The sequence below is a fragment of the Arthrobacter bussei genome (genome assembly GCF_009377195.2).
GTDB lineage: Bacteria > Actinomycetota > Actinomycetes > Actinomycetales > Micrococcaceae > Arthrobacter_D > Arthrobacter_D bussei.
The window spans coordinates 1,696,635-1,708,947 of sequence record NZ_VJXX01000001.1 but is presented as its reverse complement, the minus strand read 5'-3'; the positions used below and the strand labels follow the sequence as shown (position 1 = coordinate 1,708,947).

Sequence of the window (12,313 nt, the reverse complement as noted above, 5' to 3'; positions counted from 1 at the left end):
GGTGACGGTCAGCCCACCCCTGCCCTGTACTTCCCGGCCCGCCGGCCCAGCCGGTCCTCCGTGGGCAGGCCCCTGACCCGCGCGAGCTCGTACTCGATCGCCCTGGCCATCCGCTCGCAGAACGCCCGGCCCTCCTCGGCGGCGTCCGGCCGCTCGTCCACCACGTGGTCGACGACGCCCCGCTCCACGAGGACCGCGACCTTCACGCCCTGCGCCTCCGCCATCTCGGGAGCACGGTCCACCGTGCGGTGCACGATCGCGCTGGCTCCCTCGGGCGGCAGCGGCGAGAGCCAGGCGTGCTGAGCGGCGATGGTGCTGTCCGCGGGCAGCAGCGCGAGCGCCCCGCCGCCGGCTCCCTGGCCGAGGAGCACCGAGACCGAGGGTGAGGCGAGGCCGATGAGGTCGTGCAGGGACCGCGCGATCTCCCCGGCGAGTCCGCCCTCCTCCGCCTCCCTCGAGAGATCGGCGCCGGCGGTGTCGATGACCGTGAGCAGGGGCAGCCCGAGCTCCTCGGCGAGCTTCATGCCGCGGCGCGCCTCGCGGAGCGACGCCGGGCCCATGGCCGACTCGCCCTCCCGGCGCGGCCGCTGGTGCCCGAGGACGATGCAGGGCTGCTCCCCGAAGCGTGCGAGCGCCAGCAGCAGGCCCGGATCCTTCTCGCCCTGACCCGTGCCGTTGAGCGGCAGGACGTCCCGCGCTCCGTGGGCCAGCAGGCGGCGGAGATCCGGGCGCCGCCGGTTCCGCGAGATGAGGATGGACTCCCAGGCGGACTGCGCGCCGGGGCGGACGGACGCCGTCGACGGCACGGCGGGAACCGCCGACGAGTCCGCGAGCAGCACGGTCAGGGCCGAATCCACGATGCCCGCGAGTTGCCCGGGCGGTACGACGGCGTCGATCAGCCCCTTGTCGAACAGGTTCTCCGCGGTCTGGACGTCCGGCGGGAACGGAGCCCCGTACAGCGCCTCGTACACGCGCGGTCCGAGGAAGCCGAGGAGCGCCCCGGGCTCGGCGACGGTGACGTGACCGAGCGATCCCCAGGACGCCATCACGCCGCCCGTCGTCGGATGCCGGAGGTAGACGAGGTAGGGCAGGCCCGCCTGGCGGTGGGCACGGACGGCACCGGTGATGTCCACCATCGAGAGGAACGCGGGGGTCCCCTCCTGCATGCGCGTCCCGCCCGAGGCCGGACCAGCGAGCAGCGGCAGGCCCTCCGCCGTCGCCCGCTGCACGGCAGCCGTGATGCGGTGCGCGGCCGCGCTCCCGATCGACCCGGCGAGGAAGGTGAACTCGGAGACGATGACGGCGACGCGCCGGCCGTGGATCAGCCCCTCCCCCGTGAGGACGGACTCGTCCGCGCCGCTCTTCTCGCGCGCCCGCCGCAGCTCCTCCGCGTAGCCCGTTCCCGTTCCCGGTGGGGGTCCCGTGACCGGCGCGTCCCAGGAGGTGAAGGATCCGGCGTCGAGCACAGCATCGATCAGTTCCCGTGCCGTGAGGTGCGGTCGTCGGGTCTCCCCGCTCACGCCCGTACGTCCTCCGCAACGGGGCGGGCGAGCCAGGCGCGGATCGCCTCGCCGTCACCGTCGAGCAGTGGCGGTGCCGCGTGCTCCGTGAGCGTGGTCTCGACCGGTCCGTCGAAGAACCGCAGTGGCGCCCCGGGCAGGTCGATGTCCCCGAGCACGGGGTGCTGCACCGTGGTCAGGAGGCCCTGCGAGTGGACCTGCTCCCACGCGTACACCTCGTCGAGCGTGCGGACCTTCCCTGCAGGGATTCCCGCCGCGTTCAGCTTCTCGAGCAGCGGTTCCGCCCCGTAGGCGGAGAAGGCGTCCTCGATGACGCCGATCAGGAGGTCCCGGTGCCCCACGCGGTCCGCGTTCGTCGCGAATTCCGGCCTGGTGGCGTCGATGCCGAAGGCCGTGGTGAACGCCGCCCACAGCTTCTCGCTCCCCACGCTGATCTGCACCTTGCCGCCGCGGCAGCTGAAGAGTCCGTAGGGGGCGATCGACGGATGATGGTTGCCCTGGGCCTGCGGGACCTCGCCGGCCACGGTGGTCCGCGTGCCCTGGAAGGCATGGACGCCGATGATCGAGGCGAGCAGTGACGTGCGCACCACCTGGCCGCGACCCGTCCGCTCGCGCTCGAGGAGGGCGGCGACCGCCCCGTACGCCCCGTACATGCCGGAGAGCAGGTCGGCGATGGGCACGCCGACCCGTTGCGGGTTCTCCGGATCCGCTCCGGTGAGGGACATGAGTCCGGCCTCGCCCTGGACGATCTGGTCGTAGCCGCTGCGCTTCGCCTCCGGCCCGTCATGACCGAATCCGGTGATCGAGAGGATCACGAGGCCCGGGTTGAGCGCGAGCATCGCGTCCGTGGAGAAGCCGAGACGGTCGAGCACTCCCGTCCGGAAGTTCTCGATCACCACGTCGGCGCGCCGCAGCAGTTCCGTCAGGACCCCTCGCCCGTCCTCGCTCTTGAGGTCCAGGGCGATGGACTCCTTGTTGCGGTTGCAGGACAGGAAGTAGGTGGACTGGCGGTCGTCCTCGGGACCGACGAAGGGCGGACCCCAGCCCCGGGTGTCATCGCCGGTTCCCGGCGTCTCGACCTTGATGACGCGTGCCCCGAGGTCGCCGAGCATCATGCCCGCGTGCGGTCCGGCGAGGGCCCGGCTGAGGTCGACGACGAGACGGCCGGCCAGCGGGCCGCCCCGCCCGCCGGCGTCGTGGGTGGTCGGGTCGGCGTTCATGGGAACCTCCGGGTCGGGGACAGGACGTGGATTGCGTTGATCAGAGCCAGCCGGGCACCACGAGGACGAGCCAGGCGATGATCGGTCCGGCGACGACGACGATCGCCCCGTACCCGAGGATCTGCTTGTAGAAGCGGTCCTTGTCGGTCCCCTCGGGTGCGTTGGCCAGGACCAGCGCGCCGTTGGTGGAGAACGGCGAGACGTCGACGATCGTGGAGGACACCGCGAGGGCGCAGACGACGCCGACGGCACTCACCGCACCGGTCTCGAGGAACGGGATGGCCAGCGGGATCAGGGCGGCGAGGATCGCGGTCGACGACGCGAAGGCGGAGACCACGGCCCCGATGTAGCAGATGAGGAGTGCGGCGAGCAGCGGCGCTCCGAGGCCCGCGACGCCGTCGGACACGTACTCGATCGTCCCGGCCTCGGTCAGGACGCCGACGAAGGTGAGCATGCCGCAGATGAGCAGCACAGTGGACCAGGCGATCTTGTTGACCGCTCCGCTCTGGGCCTTCGGCGAGATGAGGGCGAGGACCACGGCGATCGTGATGGCCACGAAGCCGACGTCGACCTTGAATCCGAGGGCGATCACGGCAAGGGCGATCAGGCCGAGGATGGTCATCGGCTGCGAGATGCGGTCCTCGCGCGACTTGGTGGCGACGACGCCGTCCCCCGCGGGATCACGCGGGCCGTACGTGCCGCTGCCCGTGCCCTTGTAGGCGACGTCCGCCCGGCGCATCCCGGGGCTCGCGGTGAAACGGGCCTCGGCGGCCTCCTCGACGAACTGGCCCATGCGGGAGGACAGGAGGCCGCGGCCACCGAGGACGATGAACAGGACCACGGCGATCAGGAGGTTGAAGATGAAGCTGGAGAGGAAGACGGCCAGCGGACTGGACTCGAATCCGGACTCGCCGACGATGTCGTTGACGATCACGCCGTACACCGCGATGGGCGAGAATCCCCCGGCCTGCGCGCCGTGGACGACCATCATGCCCATGAGCAGCGGGGAGATCTTGTGGCGGGCGGCGAAGCCCAGCGCCACGGGGGCCATGATGGCGACGGCGGCCGGGCCGAGCGCTCCCACCGCCGTGATCACGGCGGTGATGAGGAACATGACCCAGGGAATGAGCGCCACGCGGTTGCGGACGAGTTTCACGGCGGCGTTGACGAGCAGGTCGATGGTGCCGTTGTTCTGCGCGATCGCGAACAGATAGGTGACCCCGACCAGGGTGAGGAACAGGCCGCCGGGGAATTCGGCGATGATGTCGTCGGTCTCCATGCCGAGGAACACGGCGCCCAGCAGGAAGGCTCCGACGAAGGCGAGGGCCCCCATGTTGATCGGGAGCAGGGTGGCTATCAGGAACATCGCCGCGAGGATGATGATCGATAGGAGCGGAGCGGACATCGTGATCCTCCAGCGGGCGACGGACGGGCGGGGTGTGACCTGTGGCACAGGACCACTGGCCTAGCCTGTAGGAGAGTGGGTGTCCCTGTCAATCACTGCCCGGTAGCATGAGCGCACCACTATCCCGGGGAGAGTCAGAATGAGCGACGCCGCCAGCCCGCAACCACTGGGGCGCCTGGCCCGGCCGCGGCTGTACGAGCAACTCGTCGAACAGCTCCTCGGCTACATCGAATCGGCCAGACTCCAGCCGGGGGACCTGCTGCCGGCGGAACGGGATCTGGCCGAGCGGCTCGGCGTCTCCCGCGCCACCCTCGCGCAGGCGCTCGTGGCGCTCGAGGTGCTCGGCGTGATCGACGTCCAGCACGGCACCGGAGCGGTCCTGCGGCATCGCGCGAGCGTAGCCAGCGTCATCAAGGGCCTCCGGGAGCACCGGAGCAGGCTCCCCGACATCGTCGAGGCGCGCAGCACCCTCGAGGTGAAGCTCGCGGCCCTCGCCGCGGAACGGCGCACGGATGCGGACCTCGCAGCGATCGACGCCGCTCTGTCGGCCATGCAGGCGGAGATCGACGACGGCGACCGCGGCGCGCACGGGGACGAGCTCTTCCACCAGGCCGTCACGGCTGCGGCGCACTCCCCGGTCATGGCGCAACTCATGGCGTTCATCGGGGAGATGGTCCTGGAGACCCGCCTGGAGTCCCTCGCACAGCCCGGCCGGCCCGAGCAGTCGCTCGCCTCGCACCGGGGTATCGCCGACGCCATCCGGGCGCGGGACGCAGCCGCCGCAGCCGCCGCGATGCAGCGGCACATCGAGCTCGTCTCGGATGTCGCGTTGCTCAAATAGCGGGAACCTCGGTCTGGAAGCAGCTGCGGTCCGCACCGATGATTCGCGGCCGGCATCCTGCCTCAGCGGATCCGTGTGCCGTTCGGACCATGCGCCGGCGGACGCCCATCGCTCGCGGCCATCGATGCCGACCCGCTCGCGACGGCGGCCGGCCCCGGAACGGGACCGGCCGCCGTCGTCCGTGCGGAGGGACGATCAGGCCTCGGACACCTGCGCCGCGAGATTCGCGAGCGTGCCCTCGAGGGCGTCCTGCGACACCGCGGGGAAGCCGATGGTCTTCAGCAGCTCCTTGTCGGTGACCGCTGACCAGTCGTAGGTGACCGAGACGTCCGTCGACCCGGGGCCGGTCGCCTCGAAGCGCCAGACCCACTCCCATCCCGGGGGCTCCTCACCCGCCGGAGCCGTCTTCCAGGCGAGGAGCTTGTTCTCGTCGTAGCCGATCACGTGGTTGTCCGTCTGGTAGTCGCCCCCCATCTTGTCCCACGTCTGGTTCATGGTGAAGACCTGCCCGGAGCCGGTGATGCGGTCGGACTTGCTGTCCGACTGCACCATGCCGGACCCGTCGAGCGCCGCGTGATGCGCGGGGTCGGACAGGAAATGGAAGATGGTGTCGGCGGATGCGTCGATGGTCCGGGTTGCGGAAATGCTCGTGTCGGTCATGCAGCGTGCTCCTTCTCGTTGTGGGCGACGGGTTTTACTTCGCGTCGTCCGGCGAAGATTCGTCGAGCGTCCAGCCGGTGATGGACTCCAGGTCCTTCCCGGCGTCGCGCGTGTACTGCCAGGCACGCTGCCGCTGGTCCTGCAGGTCCTGGCGGAACCGCGCTTCGGTCGCTCCGAGGGTCGGCACGCGGTCGATCACGTCCATGGCCAGCTGGAACCGGTCGATCTGGTTCAGCATCGCCATGTCGAACGGCGTCGTCGTCGTACCTTCCTCCTTATAGCCCCGAACGTGCAGGTTCGGGTGGTTGTTCCGCCGGTACGTGAGCCGATGGATGAGCCAGGGATAGCCGTGGTAGGCGAAGATGACCGGTTTCGACGTGGTGAACAGGGTGTCGAACTCGCGTGCGGACAGGCCGTGCGGGTGCTCGGTGGAGTCCTGCAGGCGCATGAGGTCGACGACGTTGACCACGCGGATCTTCAGCCCGGGTATCCCTGCCTTCAGCAGGCCTGCCGCGGCGATCGCCTCGAGGGTCGGTACGTCCCCGGCACAGCCGAGTACGACGTCGGGCTCCACCCCGGATTCCTCCGAGCCCGCGAAGTCCAGCACGCCGATGCCCCGCGTCACGTGCAGGCGTGCCTCCTCCGGCCCGAACCAGGTGGGCGTGGGCTGTTTTCCCGTCACGATCACGTTGATGGTGTCCCGCGCCTGCAGGCAGTGGTCCGTCACCGCGAGCATGGTGTTCGCGTCCGGTGGCAGGTAGACCCGGATGACATCCGCCTTCTTGTTCACCACATGGTCGATGAAACCCGGATCCTGGTGGGAGAACCCGTTGTGGTCCTGCTGCCAGACATGGCTCGAGAGCATGTAGGTGAAGGACGCCATGGGCTGCCGCCAGGGGAGCCTCCTGTGGATCTCCAGCCATTTGGCGTACTGGTTGAACATCGAGTCGACGATGTGCACGAAGGCCTCGTAGCAGCTGAAGACGCCGTGCCGCCCCGTCAGGAGGTATCCCTCCAGCCAGCCCTGGCAGAGGTGCTCGCTGAGGACCTCCATGACACGACCGGAGCGGGCCAGATGCTCGTCGACGTCCTCGATCCGCGGCTGCCACACCTTGTCCGTCACCTCGTAGACCGCGGACAGCCGGTTCGACGCCGTCTCGTCCGGCCCGAACAGGCGGAAGTTGTGCGGATTGCGCTCGATGATGTCGCGGAGGTAACCCCCCGCCGTGATCATGGGGCTCACCTTCTCGGAGCCGGGACGCGCGACCTCCACGGCGTGCTCCGCGTAGGCGGGCACCACGAGGTCGCGGAGCAGGCGGCCGCCGTTCGCATAGGGTGTAGCGCTCATCCGCAGGTCGCCGTCGGGAGCCAGGCGGGCGATCTCGGGGCGGAGTCCGCCGTCGTCCGTGAACAGGGACCCCGGGTCGTAGGACCGCAGCCATTCCTCGAGCTGGTGCAGGTGCTCCTCGTTGTCGTGGATCTCCGAGAGGGGCACCTGGTGCGCCCGCCACGTCCCCTCGACGGGCTTGCCGTCCACCTCCGCCGGTCCGGTCCAGCCCTTCGGCGAGCGCAGCACGATCATGGGCCAGCGCGGTGCGCCGGCGTCGCCTCCGGCGGGCGAGGTCCGTGCCCGCTCCTGGATGTCGTGGATCTCGTCGATGCACGTGTCGAGGACCGCCGCGAAGTCGCGGTGGGCCGCCTCGGTGGCCCGCGGATCCGAGACCGTGACGAAGTGCGGGTCGTACCCGTAGCCGTACATCAGCTGCCGCAACTGTTCCTCCGGCATGCGGGCCAGCACCGTGGGGTTGGCGATCTTGTACCCGTTGAGGTGCAGGATCGGCAGGACGGCCCCGTCGACGGCGGGGTCCACGAAGCTGGTCGAGTGCCAGCTCGTCGCGAGGGGTCCCGTCTCGGCCTCGCCGTCGCCCACCACCGCCACCGCGATCAGCGAGGGGTTGTCGAACACGGCCCCGTACGCGTGCGCCAGGCTGTAGCCGAGTTCGCCGCCCTCGTGGATGGAGCCCGGCGTCTCCGGCGCCGCATGCGAGGGAATGCCCCCGGGATAGCTGAACTGCTTGAAGAGCGCGTTCAGGCCCGCGCCGTCGCTGCCGATGTTGCTGTAGATCTCGGAGTAGGTCCCCTCGAGCCACGCGTTCGCGACATTGGCGGGTCCGCCGTGGCCGGGGCCGGTGACGAACAGCATCTCCTGCCGCCGCTCCGAGATGACCCGGTTGAGGTGCGTGTAGACGAAGTTCAGTCCGGGGGTGGTGCCCCAGTGGCCCAGCAGCCGCGCCTTGACGTCCTCACCCACGAGCGGGCGCGTGAGCAGGGCGTTGTCCCGGAGGTAGATCTGACCCACCGAGACGTAGTTGGCGGCTCGCCACCAGGCGTCCAGTCCGCCGATATCAAGATGTGCCATGTATGCCTCCCTGGTTGTCATGTCCTGGCCGTTCATGTCCCGGTTTCTCACAGTTCGACGACGACGTCGGACGGCGTCTTGTCCGGTCGCCAGCCACGCCACACCGGGTGCCGCAGGCGCCCGGTGCCCGTGTGCTCGCTGTACTGCACCTCGCCGACCAGCGACGGCCGGACCCAGTGGGCGTCGGACGCATCCGCACCGGGGACGTCGCCCAGCGGTGCGGTCTTCCGCGCGAGTTTCTTCAGGCGGGCACCGACCTCCGCGAGGTCCCGCTCCGTCAGGCCGGAACCGACCCGGCCGACGTAGCGCAGGTCCACGCCGTCGGGCACGGCGACGAGGAGTGAGCCGACCTTGGACGCGCGGCTGCCCTTGCCCGGCCGCCAGCCCACCACCACGACCTCCTGCGTGTGCAGGTGCTTGATCTTGACCCACGACGACGATCGCGCGCCGGGTTGGTAGTCGCTCGTGAGGCGCTTGGCCATGATGCCCTCGAGGCCGAGCCGGCGGCTAGCCCCGACCGCCTCCTCGAGCGTCGCGTCGATGGCCGGCGGCACCTGCACGTGGCCGTCGTCCGCCTCGTCGACGGCCTTCTCGAGCAGTTCGCGCCGCTGGCAGTACTGCAGGGCGGTGAGGTCGTTGCCGTCGAGCCGGAGCAGGTCGAAGAGCATGAACCGCACGGGAGTCCTGGTGCGCGCCGCGTCGATCTCGGCCCGGCGCGTGAGCTTCATGCGCGTCTGCAGCAGCGCGAAATCGGGCCTGCCCCTGGCGTCCAGCGCGACGATCTCGCCGTCGAGCACCGCATCCCCGGCGCTCAGGAGGTCCGGGAGGTCGCCGAGTTCCGGATAGGTGGCCGTCGTGTCGAGGCCGTTGCGGCTCGTGAGCGTGACGGTCCCGCCGCTGACCCTGGCGATGCACCGGACGCCGTCCCACTTCATCTCGTACGCCCACTGGTCCGGCTCGGGGATCGAGTGCTCCGACCCGAGGGTGGCGAGCATCGGCCGGACCAGGTCGCCGTTCGAGGTCACGCGGACGGGCGCGGCGGAGACGTCCGCCGGCAGGGAGTCCCCAGCCGCCCCGGCCTCCTCCGGCTGCTCCTTCATGAGGTGCATCAGCCAGGTGCTCTTGCCGTTCGCCCCGCCGCCGGTGTTGATCAGGGCGTACCGGCGGATGGCGGTGCCCCCGCGCGCCAGGCCGCCGTCCGGCCGGCCGTACAGGGTGCAGATGACCTCCTTGCCGTCCCGCCACTTCTCCAGGTCGTAGGTCCCCGCATCCCAGATAGTGACTTCTCCGCCGCCGTATTCCCCCTTCGGAATTGTTCCCTCGAAGGAGCCGTAGTCGAGCGGGTGGTCCTCCGTCTGGACTGCGAGGTGGTTCCTGCTCGGCGTCAGGGGCGGTCCCTTCGGGACGGCCCAGGAGACCAGGACGCCGTCGCGCTCGAGCCGGACGTCGTAGTGCAGGCGCCGCGCATGGTGCTCCTGGATGACGAAGCTGTTCCCGCCCGCCGGCGCAACGGTGTCCGGTACGGGCTCGGGCGTCTTCGTGGCGTCCCGCATCGCGCGGTAGGTGGACAGGCGGTCGGACGGCGGCGCGGTGGCACCACCGCCGGACGCAGGCAGCGCGGTGGTGGCCGGGGCGAGGACATCGCCCAGCCGCACGACGCGCTCCATGACCTCGCGGTAGTCCAGCTGGTCCAAACCGGCTCCCTCGATCTCGTCCCAGGTACGGGGTGCTGCGACGGTCGGCTCGAACCGCCCCCGCAGGGAGTAGGGGCTCACCGTGGTCTTGTTCGCGTTGTTCTGGCTCCAGTCCACGAGGACCTTGCCCGAGCGCAGCGCCTTCTTCATGTCGCTGACCGCGAGGTCCGGATGGTCCGCCTCCAGGGCGCGCGCCAGTTCGTGGGCGACGGCGGACACCTGCTCGGAGCTCTGCCGTCCGTCGAGCGCACAGTAGAGGTGGATGCCCTTGGAGCCGCTCGTGACGGGGAAGGGCTCGAGCCCCATGTCCTGCAGGATCGTGCGGGCCAGGAGCGCCACCTCGGCGCACTCGGCGAGTCCGGCACCGGGGCCGGGGTCGAGGTCGAGGACCAGGCGGTCGGCGTTGCCCTTCCCGCCGTCAGGCCCGAAACGCCACTGCGGGACGTGGATCTCGATCGCCGCGATCTGTCCCAGCCAGGTCAGGGTCGCGAGGTCGTCCACCATCGGATAGACGTTGACGTGATCCTTGTGCTGGATGGCGTTCCGCGGCACCCAGGCGGGCGCGTTGTCGTCGATGTTCTTCTGGAAGAAGACCTGGCCGGGCTCCTCGGGCGTGCCCACACCGTGCACCCAGCGCTTGCGCGTGACCGGTCGGTGGCCGGCGTGGTGGATGACCTGCGGGGCGACCGCCGCGTAGTACGCGAGGACGTCCGCCTTCGTGGTGCCCGTTGCCGGGTAGAGCACCTTGTCGAGGTTGGAGAGCCGGAGGGTGCGCCCTTCCACGGTGACGGTCTGCTGCCGTGCGGAGCGTGGAGGAGCCATTCACCCAGTCTTGACCGGATGCCCGTGGTATTCCACTACCAATCGGCAGCGCGGGCAGGCAGGACCCCCGCACCCCTGTCCGTCACGCGAACTGCTGGCGGTACCGCTCCACGTAGACGTCCCACAGTGCCGGGTTCTGTCCGAGGTTGCGCTTGTTGAGGAAGTCGTCGAGCCCGGCGATGGTCAGGTGCCAGCCGGCGGCCATGGTCGCGGCATGGCGGGGGCTGCCCGGAGTCAGCAGGAGCACGAGCTGCGCCCCGTTGTCTCCGGTCCGGGTGAGCTCCCAGCGCAGCGTGTCCCGCTCCCACGTGTAGGCGAGGACGGAGGGCCGTTCGGCTTCCAGGACCGTCCCGCGCAGCGGCTTCTGGTCCGCGTACCGGAAGAGGATCTCCTCGTCCTTCTTCGGCTCGAACTCCATCTCGCAGGGGAACCAGTACTTCAGCTTGCCCTCGTCCGTCAGGTGCTTCCACAGGACGGTCGGCGGGAACGCGAACTGGAACTCCAGGCGCAGCACCGTCCCGCCGTCGTCCGTGGTGGTCTTGCTGACGATGGGCTCTACGGTCTCGGTCACCCCACAAGTCTAGAGGGGGCCGGCCGGCACGGTCTGGTCCGGTAAGCCTGCTTGGTGTTCACTTGGACCATGAGAGCCATCTGGAAGGGTGCGGTCGCGTTCGGCCTCGTGAACGTGCCGGTGAAGGTGTACAGCGCCACCGAGGACCATGACATCTCCCTGCACCAGGTGCATGACAAGGACGGCGGGCGGATCCGCTACCAGCGGCGCTGCGAGGTCTGCGGCGAGGTGGTCGACTTCAAGCACATCGACAAGGCGTACGACGACGGCGAGCACACCGTGGTGCTGACCGACGAGGACCTCGCGTCCCTGCCGGTGGAGCGGAGCCGTGAGATCGAGGTCGTGGAGTTCGTGCCGAGCGACCAGGTCGATCCGATCATGCTGGACCGCGCCTACTACCTCGAGCCCGACAGCACCTCCACCAAGGCCTACGTCCTGCTGCGTCGCACCCTCCAGGAGACGGACCGGACGGCGATCGTGCAGTTCTCGCTCCGGCAGAAGAGCCGCCTCGCGGCCCTGCGCGTGCGCGGCGACGTCCTGATGCTGCAGACCCTGCTGTGGGACGACGAGGTGCGTGAGGCGTCCTTCCCGGCCCTCGAGGAGAAGGTCCGCATCTCGGCCAAGGAGAAGGAGATGTCCGCCGCACTCGTCGACTCCTTCTCCACCGACTTCGATCCGGAGAACTTCACCGACGACTACCAGGTCCAGTTGCGCACCCTGATCGACGCGAAGATCGAGAAGGGTGACACCCTCGACACCGAGGAGACCTTCGGCAGGAGCGAGGAGGAGGACGACGGCGACAACGTCCTGGACCTGATGGAGGCCCTCCGCCGCAGCGTCGAGAAGAACCGCGAGAAGAAGGCCGACGCCAAGAAGGCGTCCGCCACCACCAAGAAGAAGGGCGCGTGATGGGATTCTTCACCGACAGCCTCGGACGCCAGACCATCGCCCAGAAGCCGAACGCACCGATCCTCGGCTGGGCCCTGCTGGGAGCGGCGTCGTTCATGGCCCTCGAGGAGCAGAACCGCGAGCGCCTGCGCACGGCGAGCGCCGTCTGCCTCGCGGTGTGGGCGGTCCTCGAGGTCGTGTCCGGGCAGAGTGGCTTCCGGCGCAGCGCTGGTGCCCTGACGCTGTCCTGGCTGTGGCGGAAGCCCTGAGACC

10 protein-coding genes are annotated in these 12,313 nt (G+C 69.8%); 3 read left to right on the top strand and 7 right to left on the bottom strand.

Annotation, left to right across the window (positions count from 1 at the left end):
• Nucleotides 1–8 precede the first annotated feature (8 nt).
• The 3 genes from FNH21_RS08120 to FNH21_RS08110 are packed head-to-tail and all read right to left on the bottom strand — an operon-like array spanning nucleotide 9 to nucleotide 4,145.
• On the bottom strand, nucleotides 9–1,520 hold the full coding sequence (locus FNH21_RS08120) for a carboxyl transferase domain-containing protein (protein ID WP_191931709.1): 1,512 nt from the start codon (nucleotides 1,518–1,520) through the stop codon (nucleotides 9–11).
• Complete coding sequence (locus tag FNH21_RS08115) at nucleotides 1,517–2,740, bottom strand: CaiB/BaiF CoA transferase family protein (RefSeq protein WP_152813650.1); 1,224 nt, start codon at nucleotides 2,738–2,740, stop codon at nucleotides 1,517–1,519. Before FNH21_RS08115 ends, FNH21_RS08120 begins: the two co-directional genes overlap by 4 nt.
• A 40-nt stretch (nucleotides 2,741–2,780) precedes the next feature.
• Complete coding sequence (locus FNH21_RS08110; RefSeq protein WP_152813648.1) at nucleotides 2,781–4,145, bottom strand: SLC13 family permease; 1,365 nt, start codon at nucleotides 4,143–4,145, stop codon at nucleotides 2,781–2,783.
• Between the two features lie 139 nt (nucleotides 4,146–4,284).
• Between FNH21_RS08110 and FNH21_RS08105 the strand changes: the two genes are divergently transcribed.
• The gene (locus FNH21_RS08105; RefSeq protein WP_152813646.1) at nucleotides 4,285–4,986 is read left to right on the top strand and encodes a FadR/GntR family transcriptional regulator; all 702 of its coding nucleotides are present in this window, start codon (nucleotides 4,285–4,287) and stop codon (nucleotides 4,984–4,986) included.
• 195 nt (nucleotides 4,987–5,181) lie between these two features.
• On the opposite strand, the gene FNH21_RS08100 is transcribed toward FNH21_RS08105, so the two are convergent.
• The 4 genes from FNH21_RS08100 to FNH21_RS08085 form a co-directional block, all read right to left on the bottom strand.
• Nucleotides 5,182–5,646 (bottom strand): SRPBCC family protein, encoded by a 465-nt coding sequence (locus tag FNH21_RS08100; protein WP_152813644.1) that lies wholly within the window; start codon nucleotides 5,644–5,646, stop codon nucleotides 5,182–5,184.
• Nucleotides 5,647–5,680: 34 nt separating this feature from the next.
• Complete coding sequence (locus FNH21_RS08095; protein WP_241742765.1) at nucleotides 5,681–8,065, bottom strand: phosphoketolase family protein; 2,385 nt, start codon at nucleotides 8,063–8,065, stop codon at nucleotides 5,681–5,683.
• A gap of 47 nt (nucleotides 8,066–8,112) precedes the next feature.
• Nucleotides 8,113–10,581: an ATP-dependent DNA ligase gene (locus tag FNH21_RS08090; RefSeq protein ID WP_152813640.1), complete on the bottom strand. Its 2,469-nt coding sequence runs from the start codon at nucleotides 10,579–10,581 to the stop codon at nucleotides 8,113–8,115.
• Nucleotides 10,582–10,663: 82 nt separating this feature from the next.
• Nucleotides 10,664–11,152 (bottom strand): SRPBCC domain-containing protein, encoded by a 489-nt coding sequence (locus FNH21_RS08085; RefSeq protein WP_152813638.1) that lies wholly within the window; start codon nucleotides 11,150–11,152, stop codon nucleotides 10,664–10,666.
• A 69-nt stretch (nucleotides 11,153–11,221) separates the two neighbouring features.
• Here FNH21_RS08085 and ku point away from each other — a divergent pair, with 69 nt between their 5' ends.
• Together ku and FNH21_RS08075 are read left to right on the top strand one after the other, a co-directional pair.
• A complete protein-coding gene (ku, locus tag FNH21_RS08080; protein WP_152813636.1) occupies nucleotides 11,222–12,061 on the top strand; it encodes a non-homologous end joining protein Ku in 840 nt (279 codons plus the stop codon).
• Nucleotides 12,061–12,309, top strand: a complete 249-nt coding sequence (locus FNH21_RS08075; RefSeq protein ID WP_055766047.1) for a hypothetical protein — start codon at nucleotides 12,061–12,063, stop codon at nucleotides 12,307–12,309. Before ku ends, FNH21_RS08075 begins: the two co-directional genes overlap by 1 nt.
• The last annotated feature ends 4 nt before the right edge of the window (nucleotides 12,310–12,313 follow it).